This window comes from Paraburkholderia sp. SIMBA_054 (assembly GCF_046534875.1).
Taxonomy (GTDB): domain Bacteria; phylum Pseudomonadota; class Gammaproteobacteria; order Burkholderiales; family Burkholderiaceae; genus Paraburkholderia; species Paraburkholderia hospita.
This window is the reverse complement of record NZ_JAWRXV010000016.1, coordinates 147,353-168,661: the sequence shown is the minus strand read 5'-3', so window position 1 is coordinate 168,661 and position 21,309 is coordinate 147,353. Positions and strand designations below refer to the sequence as shown.

Sequence of the window (21,309 nt, the reverse complement as noted above, 5' to 3'; positions counted from 1 at the left end):
GTGCTACCAGCCCATCAACGCGGTGGCAAAAAGACCAACTGCCACGACGGCCATGCCGATCGTGAGCTTTTGCAGCCAGCGCTTTTTCGTGAGCAGCGTGATCGCGGCGAGCGCGATGGAGACCTGAATCAGCGTTGTCGCCTGCGCCCAGCGGTGATGCTGATGCTGCAACGACTCGCTCACTTCATTGTCCTCCGTCACCTGCTTTTCGAGCGTCTCCGCCTGCTGTCGAATCGGTTCCTTCTCGGTCTTGTAGCGCTGCGTGTCGGTGACGAACTTCGCGTGCGCAGGTGACGCCGGATCGGTCAGCGCGGCGCCCAGTTCGGCGAGGTTCTGCTTTTCGCCCTTGGCCTGATAGTAGGCCCACTGGTTCGCGGCTTCCGTCTTGAGTATCGAGGCCTCATTCTTAAAGACGAGCGCCTGGTTTTCGTTGGCTCCGCTCTGATACGCGGCAATCGCGCCGACGCTCGCCAGGATGGCCGTCATGACAGCGAGGCGCGAAGCGTTGCTGTCGCCACCGTGGCCGCCTGCATGCTCGATCGCATGATCATGTAGGCCGTGCACTTCGTATTCGTCTGACATCGTGATTCGAAAAGTCGAAAAGCCGCCAGCATACCGCAGCGTGCGCCCGGTAAAAAAGCGGCAACAAACAGGTGTTGTATCCTGGCGAATTTGCTACGGGGCAGGGGATAGCGCGCGATTCAGCATTGGAGCCTGCGCTGCGCACGATACTCGGTCGGCGACGTTTTCATATGCCGCCGGAAGCTGCGCGCGAGATGGTCGCCGCTGGTCAGGCCGGCGCGCTTCGCCACCTTGTCGACGGGCAGGTCGGTTTCGATCAGCAGATTGCAGACGACCTGGAGCCGCGCATGCATCAGATAGTCGGATGGCGTCATGCCGAGTTCGCTTCTGAAGTGACGCAGGAGGCTACGTTCGCTCATCGCGGCGACCTGTGCCGCGTCTTCTATCGTGACCTGGCGGCGGCAGTTGTCCTGCAACCAGTGCGCGGCCACACGCACTTTCTCCGCCGGCGTGTTGCCGACCACGTCCTCGAAGATCGCGTTGAGCACGTCGTGCGAGCAGATCGACAGACGTTCGGCCACGCGGCGCGCCATGCCGTCGCCCATGTCGCGGCGAATCAGCTTCAGCGCGCCTGTGAGCGCGTCGTGAAGGCTTTGCGATCTCGTCTTGCATTCCCCGGAATGGCGCGCCGCGCTCGCTTGCGAATCGCGCTCCTGTTCATTCGATTCGCTGCACGTGTGACCATCGAGACCGGGCAGCGGCGCGCCGACGATCCGCACGTCGGCCGCCTTCGAGCGCGCGCGGTTCATCCATGCAATCAGCGGCACTGAGCGCGAGTCGATGCACGCGTCGGCGCCGACAATCGCAAAGATCGCATCGAATTCGTGGCCGGCGTGCGTATCGAATGCTTCCGCGCTGACGAGCAACGCGGCGGAACTGGCGATATACCCGTCGTGGTCGGAAAGCGTGGTGATCTGATAGAGCCACTGGATGGGACCGCGCGCCGACAACTCACTCGCGGCTTCGAGTGCATTGGCGATGACACTGGCGCTCAGCAGGTCGAAGCCGTCGAACAGCACGACAGCGACGCGCCGCAGTCGCCGGGGAATGACGTCCGTGCCGTCGGAAGCTTGCGTTTCGGGTCTTGGAGCCGGACGTGTCGACATCATTTCTTCCCCAACCTGAATGAACAGGACCAGAACCTCGAGGGCCGACTCCGATACGGGAAGCATTCCGCGCGATGCCTATGCGAGGAAGGCTCCAGTGCGCTCGCTAACAGGTTATGCTGCCTCGATAAATTGATCAGCGAATGTGGGCGAGCGCACGCAACGCGATGTATTTTCGAAGAACAGCCGTGCTCCCCCATTGACAGTCAATCGCGCATTCACACTCTTGCGCGCAATCTGCAGATCACTCGCTGACGGTTGGCTAACGTCTTTTCAGTTTTCGCGCGAAACACAGCCTTCCTTCTGCGTCGCCATGATCTCGACGAGCATCGCCTGATAGGTCGAATGGCATTGCGCGGCGGCGTGAAAGATCTCGGCCAGTGCCGCGCGGGCGGACGCGGCGTCGTGGTGGCGCGTTGTGTCCGAGAGCGCGAGTAGGGTCCGCAGCGTGTTGCGTTGCTGGCTCACCAGCATATGGAGCGCGCTGCCGAAGCTGTCCTGCTGGTTGGATGTGAGGCTCATGTTGGTTCCGTGGGGCGTGTATCTAATAGCAAAACGTTTGAAGGAGAGATCTTGTTCCCACGCTCACATCGATGATTCGTTGCTCTCCAGCGCCGATATCGACGACTCCGTGGCAATGCCTCTCGCTTTGTAAATGGCTTGCGCGATCTTCAGGTAGTTCTCTGCCGTGTCGTGCAACGTATAGCCGTCCAGCGCGCGATACGCGCGGGGCACACGCAACGCGTGCAGCAATGCGCGCGCATAGGTGGAAGGATCTTTCGTGTCGACGAGCGATACGCCCGGAAAATCGCGGGCAAATTCGAATGCCGCAATGCGGCTCGCGACAACGGGAATACCCGACGCCAGTGCTTCGAGAAAGCCGATGCTATGTGCCTCTCTGAGTGACGGCATCGCAAAGACTTGCGAGGTCTGCAGAATCGCCGCGACATTCGACGCGGGACCGCACAGCGTCACCCGGTCATCCAGGTTCAAACGTTGCACGAGTTTCATGGCCATATCGTGATAAGCGGGATCTTCGACGACGCCATACAACACCAGCCGCGCGTCAGGCTCCTGTTGCAGCACGATTTCAAACGCGTGAATGGTTTCCAGTTGCCCTTTGTCGACGACGTAGCGGCCCAGTTGAACGATCTGCTGTGAAGCGCCGCAATCGACAAAAGCGGAAGTTGCAGTTTGAAAGCGCGGCAGATCCACGCCGTTGGGAATCACCGTTACGAGTGGATGTGGCCCAACTTCGCGCAGATAGTCGAGCGTATTCTGCGACGAGACGCCGACCACGGCCTTCGCGCGATGCGAAAGCACGCGCTCCGCCCACCTTAGTTTCGGGTTCGCGAAGTCATTGGAGCCCGAGTGCATTACATACACGACGGGCGCGGCATTGGGAAGAAGACGCACATAGAGTGCGGCTAGCGTCGCGTGGGCAATGATCACGTCCGGTCGGAATTGCCGTATACAGCGCCATAGATGCATGAGACGCCCAATACGTCCTTGCGGAGAAGCGGGAAAGTCGCACAGTACGTCGGCTGCCGCGAGTTCGCTGCGGCTATGATCGAAATCCGCCATTTGCGGCTGCATCGACGCGATGCAGACTTCGTGGCCACTCTCCCTGTGCTGGATCGCGAGACCCTTTGCCAGAATCTCCGCACCAGACAAACGTGGCGCATAGACGACCTGTAGTATCCGCACTTTTCACCGTCTCGAATGGGGCGTGATCTTGGAGAGCCGTGTCTCTCGTCTTTTCTGCAGCGTACGGTTGCCTGTGTCAATCGTCAATGTCGCAATCGACATATGTGCATATACCATAGCCAATCGACACATTGCGATTCGGTCAAGCACTAGGTGTTGCTGGACACGGGTACTCGTTCAGAGAACTTTTCCATTTTCGTCGAGCAAATGATGGTGAGAGCAGTCCTCATCCGAGTGCGACTGCAATGTCTCTATTGAGCCAGGCGATCGAGCCAGAGCGTTTCCGAGTAAACGGCTGGCAACGGAAAACCTTCCATCGGAATACTTTGCAAATTGTTTCCGTCGAACGCGTATCGCGCCAGGGCGGCAGTGCCCGCCGAGAAGAGCGTGTTGGCGAGTACGGCGTCCGTTCGTTCGTAGAAGACGAGTGCAGTGCGGTTGTTATCGCGGAGCAGGGCAGGCGCGGCGTCCTGCCACCGGAGATCGCGCAGATAGGCGAGTAAAACGGGCGCAGTCTCGCGATGCTGTACGTTCCACTTCCATACATCCACGCCGCCGGGCTCCTGGAAATGCGGCACGGTCATCACAATCGTTGCGTCGGCGCTGGCGTCGCGCGTAAAGCGGGTGGTGTCGCGCTGGAATTGAGACGGCAGAAGAGATGTTGCGCCGAAGCTCCAGCGCTCCTTCTCGACGCTGAGTGCCGTGACGGCCAGGCGACGGTAATCGTCGGCAGATTGGATGGCAATGAACGTTGCCGTGTCTTTGCGAGTGCTGCCCACGGTGAGCAGTTGGACGTTGGACTTCAAATAGTTCGTACCGTTGACTTTTGTCTGCTGGATCTGCCCGGCTTGATCGGCGCTGATCGTCCATAGATCGACAGCTTTGTCTGATCTTTGCACTGCAACAAGGATCTTTTCGCGCGATGTTTCTTTGGTCGAAAAGGCAAGGTACTGCTGCACGCGTTCCGCGGGAAGGCTTTTGTCGCTCTGAAACCAGAGAACGGGTGCGGAAAAGTGATTGCCATTGCTGTGCAACAACCAGAAGGCAGAGCCGCCGTTTCTCGGCGTGACGACCATGAGATCTGCCCGGCCGTCGCCATCGAAGTCGCCAGTCAGAAAGCGCGCGCTGTCGAAACACAACGTATCGGCACCGCATGTCGGCATCGTCGCGCGGCTATCGAAGCGCACGGCATTCGCGTACCAGTTCTCGGGCTCTTCAGGTTTGCCCAAGATTGAAGTCTGAACATAGACGTCGAAGCCGGGGCCGTCGGAACGTCTTTGCACGTAGACGGCCGAGAGCGTACCGTCGCCCGTCACGTCGCCGTACATTGCGCCCGTGAGACGCAAGTCCGTCGACCATGACGGACGCATTGTGGACCAGCGGTAGCGCGTCGTCATGGACGCGCATCCCCTGATATGAAGGCGGTTGTTCTCTGCGCCAAGGCAGCGACGCGAGGGCGTGAATATCAGACCAAAGTCCCACGGTGTCCAGCGTTGCGACACATTCCATTCTTCACATGGTTCTTCCGCGAGTCTGCCGTCGTGTTCGGCGACGCATTGCCCCGTCGAGACGGAGACGAGTGCCGCATTGTGCTGGTTGCCCGCGTACGCAGCGCGCGGTTCCCATTTCCATTGCTGGCTGGCCGACTCATCGCAATCCGCGAGTTCAGGGCTGCGCGCATTGCCTCGCGAAGTCAGGCATTGACTGGAACCGGTATTAAAGAGCACAGAGGGAATGGCGACGAAATCCGGCTTTGTATGAAGCGTGGTGTCGTCGCGCAAATAGTTGCGCAAAACCCAGTTGCCGTCCCATTGGTACTCGCCGAACACATGCGCGATATCGCCACCGTCGATCGAGAAGTAGCTGGCCGCTATGTCGCGCTTGCGTTGCGCTTCTTCGCCGAACAGCGTCGCGGGCCAGGTTCCTGTCGGATACGTTGTGTAGAAGGCAATGGGAATAGCGCGCCCTAACGTTTGCGCGACATGGCGCGTCATGCGGGCGGCGTAGATATGGTCGGGATGCTCGATGAAGGGCACTGTGTCAGGGTTCAGCGTGGCGATTCGCGTCGCGTCCTGCAGTATCGTTTTGAGGACGACGGAAAGCGAATCGCGTGTGTAACGCGTTGCCGGCAGTTCTGCATGTCCCATCGGAAAGGTTGTGAGCGTTGCGCCCTGATCCCAAAGCAGGGCAAGCGGCACGCGGCCGCCGCGGACCGCGCCGCCGGGAAGCCTGAGTTCGAGAAGCCGCACGCGCGGTTGCGCTTTCAATGTGAGCTGGAACACCGGCTTTCCCGCAATTTGCACTGTCGCTTCGTCCCACGTATTCCCGACTCCGGCAAGACGCGCATAAGCCAGTCGCGAGGCTTCCTCACGCTTTTGCACGTAGGCGAAATTCGCTCCATTGGCGCCGCCAATCAGATGAACGGTGGTGACGCACCATCCCGCGCGCAGTCGCTCGCTGATTGCGGGCTCAACGAACAGCAGATCGTCATCGAGGTGTGCGACAACTGTCACGAGCGTGCCCGCACTGCAATCGGCGGATGACGCGCGTGCCGTCCCGATGAGAATGAAGCACATGCAAGGAAGAAACAGGACATAGCGGGACAATCGAAAAAGCCCGAATGACGACGTGTTCATATGATTGCGATCGTCCCTTTTTTTCTTGGTGTTGTCCCCGAGAGCCGTAGTCGAACTGATGAAGTAGCCTCGGCTTGTTGACGCTTGCTATTACACCAGTCGTTTTCTTACTGTTTGAAAGATAATCGTCCTTTTTCGCGAAAAAATATTAAAGTGGCCGCTTCCGGATAAGCACGAAAACCAGTCTATATTTGTGAGCCGTCCTTCAATAGAGCGTAGTTCTCCCGGTTCGAACGCGGATTGTAGTGCGGCGAACAGCCTTTAATAGACAGATTGCAGTTGTCAGTGGCAATCCATACAAACGTAAGCTCGCACCCGTAATAAAGTAAGTGGCCGCTGACGCAGCGTTCGTCAGTAGCCTGAGCAATGAAGAACAATTCGATAACGGCATCCCGACGGGTTCGCGCGTCGTGCGTTTCTGCCAATAGTGGTGTTTTGAGGACGTCATGCGGATGCTGTTCGTTATCGGTCACCTCGGTGACTACCACGTGCCGCGCTATGAAGCGCTGATGCGGCTTGCGAGGAGGCGTGGCGACGAAGTCTCTCTGGTCGAAGTATTCGGGCGGTCGGGTTTCTATTCGTTTCCGCAAACCCGGCGCGCGTCGTTTTTCGAGCAACGTCACGAGTGCGTCACCACCCTGGAGAATGATGTCAGCGATACTGGCGGACGCTGGCTGAATGTCTTCGCGCGTCTTACTGCGATCATCCGGCAAATCGAGCCGGATGTCGTCGTCACGTTGGGCTATGACACACCGTACTCGTTGTGGCTCTGTTTCGTCAGAAGGTTCACGAGACCGTTTGGCCTGATCTACATGTCGGATTCGAAGGCCGACGACGGCCCGCGCAGCAGCGTCAAGGAATGGCTGAAGCGCCGGCTGGTGCGGCGCTTCGATGCCGCGCTGGTCGCGGGAGAAAGGCATCGCGACTACGCGGAGTCTCTCGGCATTCCGCGCTGGCGTTCGCGAGTCGGTTTCGATGTGATCGATGTCGACCAGTTTTCGCGCCGTGCAGCGGCTGCGCATGCCGCTGCCGACGACGTTCGTCGTGTGCGTGGCTTGCCGCAGCGCTATGTGCTCTGCGTCAGCCGCTTCGTGGCGCGCAAGAACGTCGATGTCGTCATCAATGCGTTTGCGCGTTCCCATCTCGCGGACCATGCAATCGAGCTGGTTCTGATCGGGCAGGGACAAGACGAGCCCATGTTGAGAACACTCGTATCGCGACTCGAACTCGAAAAGAGCGTGCGCTTTCTCGATGCACTGCCCAACGGCGAAATGCCTGCGATTTACGGCCTTGCCGATTTCGTGGTGCTCGCCAGCGAGTTCGATCAATGGGGACTCTGCATCAACGAAGCATTCGCGGCGTCGCGCACGGCGATCGTTACGCATACCTGCGGCGTGGCGCGTGAGCTTGTTGTGAACGAGACGAACGGCTATGTCGTTGAGCCGGGCAACGCGGAGATGCTCGCGGCGCGCATGCGAACACTGGCATTGGACGATGTGCTGCGCGAACGCTTATCTGCCCGCGCGCGGCTGAGCGTCGAGCAATGGAAACCCTCCACGTTCGCGAGCAATCTGATGGAACTTGCCGATTGTGTGCTCGATTCCGATCAGGTCATCTCGCGAGCCGAGCATGAGTAAAGCGCATCGTCACGCATCGCGCGGGGAGAGAATCATGAATGAGCCGGAAAGCCTCGGGGCGTGCACGCCGTTCCAGTTATGCATGATGGCCGAGGAACAGGACGAAGCGTTCACGGATGTCATGGCGTTGGCACAAGCGAACAGCGAACTCGATCTGAGAGCGGCCGTCGACACGCTCGCTGAGATTCACGAACTCGTGAAGGGCTATCTCGAGCCTTGAGTCGAGAACATGCTGCAGATCGCATCGCGCAACCATGCAATGCCGGGGTCGGCGGAAAACTGCATATGCGTGTGTACCTGAATTTCAATCGGTGGCAATGAAAAAGGCAACGGCAGAATTCGGAATGCCTTGTTTCGATTGAACCGCTGCGCAATGCTTTTCGGAAAGATGACAGCGAGGTCGGTGTTCTGGACGATCTCCGGCGCAACCACGAAATGCGGCAACCGCAGCACGATATCGCGGCGCAGATTCAATTCCTCCAGCCATTGCTCGACCATCCGGTGACCGGTTGCGTTCGTGCTCGCATAGACGTAACGCAGCGCGGCAAGGTCGTCCTTGGTCGGATTGCGCTTGCGCAGCGGATGCCCCGCGCGCACCACGCACACGTGCTCGTCGACGAACAGTGTCGTGCTGATGCAGGCAGCGTCCAGTCCCGGCACATAACCGAGCGCGAGATCGATCTCGCCGCTTCGCATCGCGGTGCTCACGGCATCCAGGGAGAAGTTAGCGACCTCGATGCGTATGCCGGGCGCCGTGCTGTCGATCATCGCGAGCAGCGGCGGCAGAAAATAGAACTCTGACATGTCCGACATCGACACGCGGAACACGCGATGTGCCGTCGCGGGATCGAACTTCGCTAGTTGCTGAACCGCGACGTTGATGATGCCGAACGCCTGCGCGAGCGGCGCGTGCAGGCGGACAGCCGCGTCGGTGGGGACCATGCCCGTCGGCGTGCGAACGAACAGGGGATCGTCGAACAGCGTGCGCAAGCGGCGCAACGCGTGACTGACGGCAGGTTGCGTGAGCCCAAGCCGCGCGCCCGCCGCCGTGAGGCTGCGCAGATCTGCGATGGCCAGAAACACGCGCAGAAGATTCAAGTCCGTGATGCCTGGGGGCGTCTTTGTCATGTCGTTCGGAACCCGGCCGTGGCGGCGCGCGACCCGCATGCGGTCGGACGCGCCTCGCTGTTGGACCGAACCCGCATGCCCGCGTTCGGCGCTTTCACTCGCGCGTCAGATTACCGTAAATGCTGTGCATCGGGTAATGTGGCGTGGTCCCGCTATACGGCGGAAACGAATCGAAGTCCGCTTTCATTCGCGCACGTACGGGCGACGCGAGCGCGGCGTCGAGTGAAGCGACGTCATCGAATACGACCTTGTTGCGTTGCATGGCCGTCGCACGCGCGTGCTTCAACGCCGAACGATAGTCGATGCGCGTATAGATCTCCAGTTCGCGAATGCCGGGCAGTTGCGTCATCAACGGAGGATGATGCGTCAGATAGTGCGTGAGCCATGCGTTGAAGTCGTCCGCTTCACCTTCATAGCTGACGAGGTAGGTGCAACGTTCTTCTCGTGCATCGATTGGATGCGGCGTCGAGAACTTGCGCACGGCCATTGCCTGCTGTAACAGCGTGCAGTCATCCATGCTTGTCGCGATGCTGTCGGCGGCGGCCTGTATTGCACCGCCCGGTTGCAGCGCGGCTTCGAGCCGTTCGAGATCGTCGAAATACCATTGCGTTACGCAGAACGGTGCCAACGCTGTGCGCTCGTCGCGCACGGCAGGAAGATGCGACACGAAGCGCCGCAAACCCGCCACGTCATGCGCGGCCGACTGCAAGCGGGAGATATTCGATCGATCGAACACGCCGCGCGCGTGAGTACTTTCACCAATCAGAAAGAAGCAGACTTCCACACTTACCTCGCGCATTGAGTGGAAGCGGACGCTGCCGCCGCGACCGGCCGCACTAGACGATGAAACTGCCGCGCGAAATAGATCAGTCCATCGCCATCGGAACTGACCGAGATATCGTCGATACGTACGAACATGACCGAGTGCGACCCGACGCTCTTGAGTTCGACGATCGTGCCTTCGAGGTTCGCAATGGCGTGCGAAAGCACGGGGACGGCCGAGCGGCCTGGCTTCCATGCGTGGCGTGCGAAGCGCTCGTCCATCGGGCACGATGTCATGCCCGCGAAGTCGCGCGCGAGGTCCTGATACTCGCCGGCAAGCACGTTGATGCAGACGCTGCGGTTCTCGCGCAGCACGTCGTGCATATAGCTGGCCTGGTTGATACAGACGAGCATCGTTGGCGGCTCGTCGGTCACCGAGCAGACGGCGCTCGCGGTGAGACCGCAGCGTCCGCTTGGGCCGTCGGTCGTAATGACATTGACGGCTGCGGGCAGGCACGCCATCGCGTCGCGAAAGCGCCGCTTCATCTCTTCGTTCGTCATCGCTTGCTCCTCGTGTTCGTTCGCGCGTTGCATCACGGATACGGCGTGACGGGCGGAATGCCGACGAACAGCGCGCCCGACGCGTCATACGTGCCCTCGCCGAGAAATGCATGCTGCGTCACGACGATCGAGTCGCGCACCAGACGCTGCAATCGGCTCTCGCGATAAATCGCGGCGATGCCCGCCATCTGATACGCCTGCATCACCACTTCGGCGCATACGTGGGCCGCATGCGTCGCGCTCAGGCGCATCAGATTCGCCTGGTCCGGCGTGACGGGATTGCCGGCAAGAATCGTGTCCCACGCGGCTTGCGAGGACTCGTAGAAGAACGCACGCGCGCTGCGCCACTGCGCTTCCGCTTTCGCGAGACCCGAGCGGTAGTAGCCCCGGTCCGCGAGACGCGGCGCGCCCGTCGTCGTTTTTGTCGCGCCGGACATATCGGTCAGGAGATCGAGCGCGGCGCGAGCCAGGCCGACGTTCACGGCCGCATGCACCTGCGCCTGATACGCGACGGCTGGGTAGCGGTACAGTGGCTCGTCGATCAGCGCGTTACCGCCGCGCACGAAGGTCCATTGCGCATCGACGAACTTGTCGCGCAAGCGCAGATCGTGACTGCCCGTGCCCTGCATGCCGACCACGTTCCAGTTGTCGACGATCTCGACCTCGCTCGCGGGAAACACGGCGGTGAAGGGCTTGCCCGCGCCCGCATCGCCCGAATTCGCGGGTGTGCCGCCAATGCCGACGCCAATCCAGTCCGCGCCTTTGCAGCCGCTCGCGAACCGCCACTGGCCGCTGACCTTGTAGCCGCCCGGCACTTGAAACGCAGGTTGCAGCGGATAGAGACCGCCCGCAAAAACCTGGTCCGGTCCCTTCGCGTAGATCTGCTGTTGCGTTTCGACGGGCAGCGACGCGAGGTACGTATTCGCCGATCCGAACGCGGCGACCCATGCTGTCGAGCCATCCGCGATCGCAATGCGTTCGAGGATCGCGAGAAACTGCGGCGGCGGCAGTGCGTCTCCGCCGAAACGGCGCGGCGTGCTTGCACGGTAGATGCCCGCGCGTTTCATCTTCGCGATCATGTCGCGCGGCACATGGGAGAGCTGATCGAACTCGTCGCGGCGGCGTTCGATTTCTTCGATCAGAACATCGAGCGAAATGGGACCGGCATACTCGGGATACGGCTCGCCCTGGTCGATGAAGCGCGGCTCGTGGGCGTACGTCGAAATGCTATGGAGGCTTTGCATGATGAATACGTGTTGAGTTGAATGGAGCAATCGATCAGGCGGTGACGGGCTCGACGCTCTGTCTTGCCTGCAGCCGTGCGGCGCGTGGGAAGGTTTCGGGTGCGATCAAGGTCGCGATCACCGTGACCAGCGCAAGTGCGACGAGATAGATCGCGACGGGTGTGGCGCTGCGATAGTGAGCGAGCAGCGCGGTTGCGATCATCGGCGAAAGGCCGCCGCCGAGTACCGACGAAATTTCGCGTCCAATGCCGAGTCCCGAGAAGCGCAGATGAACGGGCAGCAGTTCGCTGATGAACGCGGGCTGCGCGCCTTCGAGAATGCCGAGCGTGATGCTGTTGGCGAGAATCAGCGCGGCAATCACTTTCCACAGCACGCCGGAGGCGAGCAGCGTGAAATACGGATACGCGACCAGCACCATTGCAATGGCACCCACGAGATAGACCGGCTTGCGCCCGATCTTGTCGGTGAGATGTCCCATCAGAAGCGACACGGGAATCATCAGCAGCATCGACAGCGTGAGCCCACCGAGAATCCATGTCGACTTCAGGCCGAGAAACTGACCATACGCAATCGAGAACGCGAAGAAGATGTACGACGCGCCGCCTTCGCCGAAGCGCAGGCCGAACACGGTGAGCACCTGACGCGGGCAACGGCGCAATACTTCGACGATGGGCATGCGGCTTTCGCGGTGTGTCGCCTTCACTGCGACGAATTCGGCGCTTTCTTCGACCGAGCGGCGCATCCAGAGGCCGAGCACGACGAGCACCACGCTGCACAGGAACGGCACGCGCCAGCCCCAGCTGAGGAAGTCGTCGGGCGACAGCGTCTGCGCGAGCAGGAACGCAGCCGTCGACAGCACGAAGCCGAATGCCGCGCCGCTCGGGCTCCAGGCGGACAGTGCGCCGCGCCTCGATGCGGGCGCGCTTTCGTGAATCAGCAGAATGCTGCCGCTCCATTCGCCGCCCGCTGCGAGCCCCTGAAGAACCCGCAGCAGCACGAGACCGATGGGCGCTGCAATGCCGATCTGTTGATACGTCGGCAGCAGTCCCATGCACATGGTCGCGACGCCCATCGTCAGGAGCGTGAGCATCATCACCGTCTTGCGTCCGTAGCGGTCGCCGATATGGCCGCACAGCACGCCGCCGACCGGCCGTGCGATGAAGCCGACCGTGAATCCGCCGAATGCCGCGATCGTGCCCGTCAACGGATCGCTGCCGACGGGAAAGAACAGCTTGCCGAATACCAGCGCGGCCGCGGTTCCGTAGAGAAAGAAGTCGTACCACTCGAGTATCTGGCCGAGCACGGCCGTCGTCACCGCGCGGCGGACGGTGCTTGTCTTGCGTACGGGAGAGGAAGAGGAAAGCGTGGCTGTCGCGTGAGGATTCATGGCATTGGGCTGAGCAAGACGTTGAAGTTTCCGCTTCCCGATGATGGGGACGGGCAGGGCGACCTGGCGAATCAGACAAACATGGGCGAACAATAGGAGCGTGCGAAAAGACCGTCAAATTCAAGCCAAAAATGCGCGACATAAATGGCATTCATGTCGCTCGTGCCTTTGTCGGCGTGCGTGCAGCCGCAAATAAAACACGCTTATCGCACCTGTTCTATTTGACTGATTTGACCACGCATAAAGGCGAACTTAGATTGCGGTCCGCGTAACAGCCGCGGCGCAGTCATCATTCGCTGCGTCATTCAATCGAAGCAGTCGGGATGAACGGGATGACGAATCTATGAGAGTCAAATTGGCAGCCGCATTGGCCGCATTGACGTTGGTCGAGTGTGCATTCGCTGGCGCGGCGTACGCGCAGAGTTCGGTGACGATGTACGGTATCGTCGATGATGGTTTCAACTGGACCTCGAATTCAGGGGGCCACAATCTGTACAACGTGTCGAGCGGCGTGATGCAGGCGAGCCGCTGGGGTTTGCGCGGCAAGGAAGATCTCGGTGGCGGGCTCGCCGCGCTCTTCGTGCTGGAAAACGGTTTCGATCTGAATAGCGGATCGCTGGGGCAGAAGAATCGCGGTAGCACGCAAGGGCTGATGTTCGGACGCCAGGCGTATGTGGGGCTGTCGAGCGCGTATGGCTCAGTGCTGGTTGGACGCCAATACGATTCTGTTGTCGATTATGTCGGCCCCTTTGAAGCAGGCGATCAATGGGGCGGCTATATTGCCGCGCATCCGGGCGATCTCGACAATATCAACAACGCGTATCGCGTGAACAATGCGCTCAAGTACACGAGCGCCAATTACGCGAGCGCCAATTACGCGGGCCTCACGTTCGGCGGCGTGTATAGCCTGGGCGGCGTGGCGGGTGAGGCGTCGCGCAATCAGGTGTGGTCGCTTGGTGCCGGCTATGCGAACGGTCCGCTTTCGCTTGGAGTCGGCTATCTGAATGCGCGTAATCCGAATGTCGGATTCTTCGGCGACAACGGTGCGAGCACGGCAGCGACAGCAAGCACGAACTTCGTTTCGTCGCCGGTGTATAGCGGCTATGCTTCGGCGCGAACGTATCAGGTGATTGCAGCGGGCGCGGCCTATGCGTTCGGCGCGGCGACGTTCGGCGCAACGTATTCGAATACGCAGTTCAGGAATCTCGGCGACACGGTCGAATCCGGTCCGAATCCGCGCGGCTATCGCGGCAACGCGACGTTCAATAACGCGGAAGTGAACTTCAAGTACCAGGTGACGCCTGCATTCCTGCTCGGCGCGGCATTCGACTATACGCACGGCGGCAGCGTCGATGCGTCGACAGGGACGAACCCTGGCGCGCGCTACTATCAAGGCGCGCTCGGCGCGGATTACTTCTTGTCGAAGCGCACCGACGTGTATCTGATCGGCGTTTATCAGAAAGCATCGGGCACGGACTCGACGGGCACGGCGGCCGTCGCGGCCATCAACAATCTCACGCCGTCTACGAGCGACCGGCAAAGCACCGTGCGCGTCGGCATCCGGCACAAGTTCTGATTGTTGCGTTAAAGCCGCCGGTTCATGTGAACGCGGCGGCTTTAACACCTTTAGAACCGATGCCGCATCCCAACAGCAACGACAACCTGTTGATCGTTCGATGACGGACTTTGCCCGCTGATATCGGCAGTCAGGCCGGAGCCGTCGCTGGAGATATGCTGATAGCTCGCCTGCACGTAAAGATCGGTTCGCTTCGACAGAAAGTAATCGGTTTGCACGGAGACTTCCTGCCACTTCGGATGATGCTGGCCTGTCGCGTTCGACATCGAGCCTGACGTGTACGTGTATTCGCCGTTCAGCGCAATGGTCGGCGTGAGCGAGTAGCTCGCGTTCAGTTCGTAATTGCTGAAGCTCATACCTTCGCCATTCGCAACGAGGCCGAGGCTATTCGCGCCGTTGATCGTCGCGAGCCCGCCGAGTTGCGTGCGCGTCCAGACCGCGCCAAACGTCGCCGCGCCGATCGAGTAGTTTCCGCCCGCGCCATACGTGCGCTGACGCGCTGCGATAAACGTGCGGTCGGTCAGCGTCAATGCGCCGCTGGTGTTGCTGCTGCCGCCGTTGTTCGCCTGGAAGTAGCCTGCGCCGAGACGCAGCGGGCCTGCATCGTACGAGGTGCCGAAGCTGTATAGCCGGTTGTCGTCGAAGCCGCCTGCTTCGTTCGAGAAGCCGTACAACGCGCCGAACTTCACTCCCGCGTAGCTGTTGCTAGCGAACTTCACCGAGTTGTTCACGCGGAACGAGTTGTTCAGATTGTCGTTGTCGTACGGATGCGCGGACAGATTGTTGCCGCCCGGATGATGACCCGTAAAGCTGAGCGGCGCGAGATAGTCGACGACGGAATCGTACTGACGTCCCAGCGTAAAGGTGCCGAACCGGTCATTCGACAGTCCCGTATAAGCCTGATAACCGAACAGACGGCCGCCCTGGCGCGAGGTGCCGTTCATCACGCTGAAGCCGCTTTCGAGCTGGAAGATCGCCTTCGTGCCGCCGCCCAGGTCTTCGCGCGCGAGCATGCCCCAGTGGCTGCCCGTCACGTCGCCGCTGCCCGCTTGCCACGCGCTGCTGCCTTTCTGGTTGTTCGTGTACGACAGGCCCGCGTCGATCACGCCATACAGCGTGACCGTGTTTTGGGCCTGCGCATGGCACGCGTAGCTCGCCGCGATCGCGACCATCACGAGTGTCCTTTTCATCTTTTTCCCCTATTGTTTGATTTGAACGATGTGACGACCCACGCCGCAGCGCGGCGCCCACCGGGAGGCGGGCGTCGTGCGTTGAAACGAATGCGGCGTGGTGAGGTGGCTGGCTGGGACGCTCGACGAATGTCTAGCGGCTGGCGATGCCGTCCTGAACCGACAGACCGTCGATCAGGACTTGATGCTGGCCGCGCGAACAAGGCTCGATTCGCGCGGTGACTCCGAATACTTCTGCAAGGCTCGCTTGCGTGACGACATCGGCGCTGGGTCCGAAGCCCGCGATGCGGCCTGCGTGAAGCAGCATCGCCTGATGGCAGGCGCGCATGGCGGTGTTGATGTCGTGCAGAACGACGACAGTGACGATGCCGCGTTCCCGCGTGATGTCGTGCAGCACACGCATCACGTGGAACTGATAGTTCAGATCGAGCGCGGACAACGGCTCGTCGAGCAGCAGCACTTGCGGCTCGCGTACGAGCGCCTGCGCGATGCCGACGAGTTGTCTTTGGCCGCCCGACAACTCGTCCAGCGAGCGCGATGCGAGCGCATCGATGCCGAGGCGTTCGAGCACGGCCCGCGCATTCGCGAGGTCGTCGGTGCGGGCGCCGTGGGCGCGGAATGCGCCGCGCGTCGCGCAACACGCGACCAGCACGGACTCGAGCACTTGCAGCTTCACGCCTGCGGGCAACGATTGCGGCAAATACACGACACTATGCGAGCGCGCGCTCGCGGCGGACAGTTCGAGCGGCGCGCCGTCGAGCGTCAGTTGACCGGCATGCGCGCGCGTAAGGCCCGCGAGCGCGCGCAGCAGCGTCGACTTGCCGCTGCCGTTTGGACCGAGCAGCGCGGTGATCTGGCCGCGCGGCAGCGGACCGGCATCGAGCGACTTGAGCACTGCGCGCTTGCCGTATTGCACGCTGAGGCCGTGAATCGACAGGCCGTTCATTGCGCGGCTCCTTGCGAGCGCACGACGATCGCGAGGAAGAGGGGAATGCCGACCAGCGCCGTCACGATGCCGACGGGAATCAGCACGCCCGGCACGATGAGCTTCGATGCAATCGACGCGAGCGACAGCATCAACGCGCCGACCAGCATGCTGCCGGGCAGATAGAAGCGGTGGTCCTCGCCGAACAGCGTGCGCGCGATATGCGGCGCGATCAATCCGACGAAGCCGATCGTGCCGACGAAGGACACCGCGAGCGCCGACAGCACCGACACGCGCAGCAGCGTGCCGAGCCGCAGACGGCGCACGTCGATACCGAAGCTCGCGGCGCGATCTTCGCCGAGCCGCAGCGCGGTGAGCGTCCAAGCGTTGCGCATCGAGAGCGGCAACGCGACAGCGAGTGCGATGGCGAGTACCGCGATCTTCGGCCAGTCGGCACGCGCGAGCGATCCGAGCGTCCAGAACACGAGACCTTGCAGTGCGTCGGCGGAAGCGATGAACTGCATCAGCGAGACGAGCGCATGGAACGCGAACACCAGCGCGATGCCGAGCAGCACGACGCCGGACGTGGTCATGCCGCGCCAGCGAGCGACGCCATCGAGCATCAACGCCGACATGAACGCGAACAGGAACGCGTTGGCCGACACGAGCCAGCTTTGCGCGATGCCGGGCAGCGTGATGTCGAGCACGATCGCGAGCGACGCGCCGAACGCCGCCGCCGCCGATACGCCTAGCGTGTAGGGGCTCGCGAGCGGATTGTTGAGGACGGTCTGCATTTCCGCACCCGACAGACCGAGCGACGCGCCGACCAGCAGCGCCATCACCGCGTACGGCATGCGGATCTGCCAGACGATGACATTCGTCGCGGCATCCGCCGATGCATGGTGAAACACCGCACGCAGCAGCGTCGAAACGGGGAGACCGGACGGGCCCGAGCGCAGATCGAGCAACAGCGAGCCGACGATCAGCAACGCGACCGCGCACAGCCACAGCACGCGCAGACGCGTGATGCGCAGATACGGCTGCAGGCTGGCGTCCGCGGCGCTTTGCTGCGCGCGCGCGGAACGAATCAGGGAGACGGAATCGGACATCGTTGAGGCCGTTAGTGCGAAGCGTCAGCCGTCGACTGCGCGAGCGGCGCGTCGACCCACTCGGCGCCTTGCGGCGGCACGGCGAGGAAGCGCTTGTACAGTTCAGCCTGCGTCGCGTGTACGTCGAGATCCTTGAACTGCGCTGGATAGAACCACTTCGCAAACGCTTCGATCGCGAGAATGTTGTACGGCGAGTCGTAATAGTTGTGCGAGATGCCGTGCGCGTTGCCGTCGTGGATCGCCTTGATCGTGTCGAAGCCGGGACGCGCGATCAGTTGCGCGAGGCTCGCGCGCGCATCGTGCTCGCTCGTCAACGCGCCGACGCGCAGCGATGCGAGGCCCGGTTTCGTGCGGCTCCCCGTCGCGATGTAGACGTCGGGCTGCGCGGCGATCACCTGTTCCATGCTGATGTCGCCGAGCACGCCCGGCACGAGACCTTGCGCGATATTGCGTCCGCCCGCTGCCTGCACGAACTCGCCGAAGTTGCCGTTGCCCGCCGTGTGGCAGCAGCCCGCATCCCAGACGCCCGCGAGCAGATCGACGAATACCTTCGGACGCTGCGCTTCGGGCACACGGTTCACGACGTTCTGCACGCGCGCCAGATGCTGCTGATAGAACTGGATGTACGCATTCGCCTGCTGATCGCGATGCAGCACCGCGCCGAGCAGCTTGATGCTTGGCAGCGTGTTCTGCATCGGATGCAGGCGGAAGTCGACGAATACGACCGTCGTGCCCGTCGCTTCCAGTTGCTTCACGAGCGCGTTGTAGCGGCTCGGGCCGTGTCCGGCGATGCTGAAAATCGCCAGATCGGGCTTGAGGCTCAGGGCTTTTTCATCGCTGATGCTGTCTTCCGTCGCTTTGCCGATCAGCGGAATCGTTTTGATGTCGGGGAATTTCTGCGCGTAGGCGTTGAAGGTCTGCGGGTCCATCAACGGCAGATCGCCTTGCCAGCCTACGATGCGCGCGAGCGGCTTCTGGCCTTCGAGCAGCGCGACGGCCGATAGCAGGCGGCTTTCGCCGAGCAGGATGCGCTGCGGTTCGGCGACGGGCACACGGATCGTACGGCCGGCGAGATCGGTGAGGGTTGCGGGCGCGGCCGCGTTCACGGGCGCTGCGGCGCTCGCCGGTTGCGCGGCGAGCGCCGGTGCGCTGGCCGTCAGCGTAAAGCCAGCCGCGAAAGCGAAAGCGACTGAGGCGGCCACGGAGGAGGCGGCGCGCGCCGCCGTCGAAACGGCCCGCCCGCAGGCCGAAGAAAGCACGGAAATCGACATGATATAGTTACTGGATGAGAATTATTTGCATTTACCGGCGCCACTTTAGCCACGAGATGTAATGGCGATGTGTTGGAACGGCGCACTTTTGTAATGGAATGTGTTGAGCCGATTTTTTCCGGTTGCAATACGGACAATGCGGGCTGAGTAGAAGAGAAGAAGAGCTTTTGATGGACCACATACTTGTCGTCGATGACGACCCGAACATTCGCCAGCTGCTCGGCGACTATCTGCGCAGCATGGGCTATCAGGCGACGACGGCCACCAACGGCGCGCAGATGAAGCAGATCATCCAGGCGTCGCAGATCGATCTCGTCGTGCTCGACCTGATGCTCGACGGCGAGGACGGACTCGAACTCACACGCGAGCTGCGCCGCGAGCGCGGCATGCCGATCGTGATCCTGAGCGCGCGCGGCGGATTGCTCGACCGCATACTCGGCCTCGAAATGGGTGCCGACGATTACCTGCCCAAGCCATTCGATCCGCGCGAGCTGGTCGCGAAGATCAAGTCGGTGTTGCGCCGCGCGCGCAGCACGCCGGCGGGCGCACTTTCCGCCGATGCCGCCGCGTTCGTCAGCTTCGCGGGCTGGAAGCTCGATACGCGGATGAAGCAGATGCTGTCGCCCGAAGGCGTTGTCGTGTCGCTCGGCGGCTCCGATTACCGGACGCTGCGCACGCTGCTCGATCATCCGAACCGGCCGCTGTCGCGCGATTTCCTGCTCGACCATGTGTTCGGCAAGGAGCACACACCGCTCGACCGTTCGATCGACGTTTGCATCAGCCGTCTGCGGCATCAGCTGAAAGACGCTGCGCGCAGCGCCGCCTTGATCCGCACGGTGCGCAACGAGGGCTACATGCTCGTCGCCGACGTCGCGTTCGAAGCATGAGCGGCCGCACGATGAAACTGCGTGCGTGGCCCGATTCGCTGTTTGGGCGGCTCGTGATGATTCTCGCCGTCGGCATGTTCGCCGGCCAATTGCTTACCAGCACGATCTGGTTCGAAACGCACGACAACCGCACGCTCGAAATTCCCGCGCGCCTGTTCGCGAGCCGTCTCGCGGATACCGTCCGGCTGCTGCAGCACGCGCCCGATGCAGCCGCGCGCGATGCGATCGTGACGCAACTGTCGGATGCACGTTACCGTCTGCAATGGACCGACACGCCGCAGCCCGTGCAGCAAACCTCGCTTGCGAAGCGCACGGTCAGCGATCTGATTACGGGTGTGATTCGCAGACGTCTCGGCGAGCCGATCGACGTGCGTCTGATCGATGCCGAACTGCGTGACGAAGAACACAAGCACAAGGGCATCCTGAGTCTCTTCGATTCGCGCATGCCGACGGGCGACTTTCACGTGCAGATGAAGCTGCCCGACGGCAGGTGGCTCGACGTGCAGGCCAATGAAGGGCAGGCGGGCATGTTGAGCGAGCCGGGGTCGCTGGTGTTCGATTATCTCGTCAGGATCTATCTGCTTCGCTTCGTGGCGATCTGCGTGCTGGCGTTCGTCGCCGTGCGCTTTGCGGTTCAGCCGCTACGCGATCTCGCTCGAGCTGCCGATGCGCTCGGCCGCAATATCTATCGGCCGCCGCTGCCCGTCAGCGGTCCGCTCGAAGTGCGCAGCGCGGCGATGTCGTTCAATTCGATGCAGCGTCAACTGACGGAGAGCTTTGCCGGGCGAGCGCGGTTTTTGACTGCCGTGTCGCACGATTTGCGCTCGCCGCTGACGAGACTGCGTCTGCGCGTGGAGATGTTGCCCGACGCGCAATGGCGCGAGCGTCTGCGCGGCGATCTCGACGACATGGAGGCGATGGTGCGCGCGACGCTCGATGCCGTGCAAGGCATCGAAGTGACGGAAGCGCGGCATGAGATCGATCTCGATTCGATGCTCGAAGGGCTGGCTGAAGATGCGCGTGAGGCGGGGCATGCGGTCACGGTGGAAGGGCGGGCGGCGCGGCCTGTCGCGGGTTATCCGCGCAATCTGAAGCGCTGTTTGCAGAATCTGCTCGATAACGCGATTCGCTATGGCGGCGAGGCTTCTATTCATGTTGTCGATGATGGGCGCGCGGTGCGTGTCGCGATCTGTGACAACGGCCCCGGTATTCCCGATGAAACGATGCTGGCGCGTGTGTTCGAGCCATATTTTCGGGGGAATGCGGCGCGCACGGATGGAACGGGTGCGAGTAGTGGCACCGGGCTTGGGTTGACGATCGCGCAGAGCATTGCAGCGACGCATGGCGGGACGCTGACGTTGCGCAATCGCACGGCGGGTGGACTTGAAGCGGAGCTTGTGTTGCCGCGTGATGTATGAAGCCGATTGCGCCGGCGTACCGACGCGCGATTTCGACGGAATAAGCTTCCACGCCCAGGTGTTCTGGTAAGGAAAATCACAAAAACGTCACCGATATTCCTCCAACCGGATCGCAATCATGTTTCCTTTCCGCTCGTACTCCAGCAACGTCATCCGCGCAATGTGCACCGGCGTGCAGCAGAT

The 21,309-nt window shown here is 61.6% G+C and carries 19 protein-coding genes; 5 read left to right on the top strand and 14 right to left on the bottom strand.

What is annotated here, in order from left to right:
* Positions 1-3 precede the first annotated feature (3 nt).
* The 5 genes from SB822_RS21070 to SB822_RS21050 all read right to left on the bottom strand — a co-directional run bounded on the left by SB822_RS21070 (position 4) and on the right by SB822_RS21050 (position 6,031).
* A complete protein-coding gene (locus SB822_RS21070; RefSeq protein WP_007733076.1) occupies positions 4-582 on the bottom strand; it encodes a DUF4337 domain-containing protein in 579 nt (192 codons plus the stop codon).
* A 119-nt stretch (positions 583-701) separates the two neighbouring features.
* A complete protein-coding gene (locus SB822_RS21065; RefSeq protein WP_410855542.1) occupies positions 702-1,754 on the bottom strand; it encodes a helix-turn-helix domain-containing protein in 1,053 nt (350 codons plus the stop codon).
* Between the two features lie 207 nt (positions 1,755-1,961).
* Complete coding sequence (locus tag SB822_RS21060) at positions 1,962-2,210, bottom strand: hypothetical protein (RefSeq protein WP_007589389.1); 249 nt, start codon at positions 2,208-2,210, stop codon at positions 1,962-1,964.
* A gap of 63 nt (positions 2,211-2,273) precedes the next feature.
* Positions 2,274-3,395 (bottom strand): glycosyltransferase family 4 protein, encoded by a 1,122-nt coding sequence (locus tag SB822_RS21055; RefSeq protein WP_007589388.1) that lies wholly within the window; start codon positions 3,393-3,395, stop codon positions 2,274-2,276.
* A gap of 251 nt (positions 3,396-3,646) precedes the next feature.
* A complete protein-coding gene (locus SB822_RS21050) occupies positions 3,647-6,031 on the bottom strand; it encodes a PIG-L family deacetylase (RefSeq protein ID WP_410855541.1) in 2,385 nt (794 codons plus the stop codon).
* Between the two features lie 452 nt (positions 6,032-6,483).
* On the opposite strand from SB822_RS21050, the gene SB822_RS21045 reads away from it, so the two are divergent.
* On the top strand, positions 6,484-7,668 hold the full coding sequence (locus SB822_RS21045; RefSeq protein WP_007589386.1) for a glycosyltransferase family 4 protein: 1,185 nt from the start codon (positions 6,484-6,486) through the stop codon (positions 7,666-7,668).
* 34 nt (positions 7,669-7,702) lie between these two features.
* Entirely contained in the window at positions 7,703-7,888 is a 186-nt protein-coding gene (locus SB822_RS21040) for a hypothetical protein (protein WP_007733088.1), read from the top strand.
* On the opposite strand, the gene SB822_RS21035 is transcribed toward SB822_RS21040, so the two are convergent.
* From SB822_RS21035 to SB822_RS21015, 5 genes are all read right to left on the bottom strand, one after another.
* The gene (locus SB822_RS21035) at positions 7,873-8,796 is read right to left on the bottom strand and encodes a LysR family transcriptional regulator (RefSeq protein ID WP_179142836.1); all 924 of its coding nucleotides are present in this window, start codon (positions 8,794-8,796) and stop codon (positions 7,873-7,875) included. The genes SB822_RS21040 and SB822_RS21035 overlap by 16 nt on opposite strands.
* 94 nt (positions 8,797-8,890) lie before the next feature.
* Positions 8,891-9,580 carry an EthD family reductase gene (locus SB822_RS21030; RefSeq protein WP_242683988.1) on the bottom strand — a complete coding sequence of 230 codons (690 nt, stop codon included), beginning with the start codon at positions 9,578-9,580 and terminating at the stop codon, positions 8,891-8,893.
* 2 nt (positions 9,581-9,582) lie between these two features.
* Positions 9,583-10,119, bottom strand: coding sequence for a 4-hydroxyphenylacetate 3-monooxygenase, reductase component (gene hpaC / locus SB822_RS21025; protein WP_042315162.1), 537 nt, complete (start codon positions 10,117-10,119; stop codon positions 9,583-9,585).
* A gap of 32 nt (positions 10,120-10,151) precedes the next feature.
* Positions 10,152-11,363, bottom strand: a complete 1,212-nt coding sequence (locus SB822_RS21020) for an acyl-CoA dehydrogenase family protein (RefSeq protein ID WP_410855540.1) — start codon at positions 11,361-11,363, stop codon at positions 10,152-10,154.
* A 34-nt stretch (positions 11,364-11,397) separates the two neighbouring features.
* Positions 11,398-12,750: an MFS transporter gene (locus SB822_RS21015; protein ID WP_039901689.1), complete on the bottom strand. Its 1,353-nt coding sequence runs from the start codon at positions 12,748-12,750 to the stop codon at positions 11,398-11,400.
* Between the two features lie 355 nt (positions 12,751-13,105).
* Between SB822_RS21015 and SB822_RS21010 the strand changes: the two genes are divergently transcribed.
* The gene (locus SB822_RS21010) at positions 13,106-14,326 is read left to right on the top strand and encodes a porin (RefSeq protein ID WP_410855557.1); all 1,221 of its coding nucleotides are present in this window, start codon (positions 13,106-13,108) and stop codon (positions 14,324-14,326) included.
* A 50-nt stretch (positions 14,327-14,376) separates the two neighbouring features.
* Here the strand turns inward: SB822_RS21010 and SB822_RS21005 are convergent, their stop codons facing one another.
* From SB822_RS21005 to SB822_RS20990, 4 genes are all read right to left on the bottom strand, one after another.
* Positions 14,377-15,516 (bottom strand): porin, encoded by a 1,140-nt coding sequence (locus SB822_RS21005; protein ID WP_410855539.1) that lies wholly within the window; start codon positions 15,514-15,516, stop codon positions 14,377-14,379.
* A 133-nt stretch (positions 15,517-15,649) separates the two neighbouring features.
* Positions 15,650-16,462 (bottom strand): ABC transporter ATP-binding protein, encoded by an 813-nt coding sequence (locus SB822_RS21000; protein ID WP_410855538.1) that lies wholly within the window; start codon positions 16,460-16,462, stop codon positions 15,650-15,652.
* Complete coding sequence (locus SB822_RS20995; RefSeq protein WP_410855537.1) at positions 16,459-17,550, bottom strand: FecCD family ABC transporter permease; 1,092 nt, start codon at positions 17,548-17,550, stop codon at positions 16,459-16,461. Before SB822_RS20995 ends, SB822_RS21000 begins: the two co-directional genes overlap by 4 nt.
* Positions 17,551-17,561: 11 nt before the next feature.
* Positions 17,562-18,821: an ABC transporter substrate-binding protein gene (locus tag SB822_RS20990; protein ID WP_114223042.1), complete on the bottom strand. Its 1,260-nt coding sequence runs from the start codon at positions 18,819-18,821 to the stop codon at positions 17,562-17,564.
* Positions 18,822-18,991: 170 nt separating this feature from the next.
* Here SB822_RS20990 and SB822_RS20985 point away from each other — a divergent pair, with 170 nt between their 5' ends.
* On the top strand, positions 18,992-19,708 hold the full coding sequence (locus tag SB822_RS20985) for a response regulator (RefSeq protein ID WP_007589367.1): 717 nt from the start codon (positions 18,992-18,994) through the stop codon (positions 19,706-19,708).
* 11 nt (positions 19,709-19,719) lie between these two features.
* Complete coding sequence (locus SB822_RS20980) at positions 19,720-21,126, top strand: ATP-binding protein (protein WP_051058253.1); 1,407 nt, start codon at positions 19,720-19,722, stop codon at positions 21,124-21,126.
* The last annotated feature ends 183 nt before the right edge of the window (positions 21,127-21,309 follow it).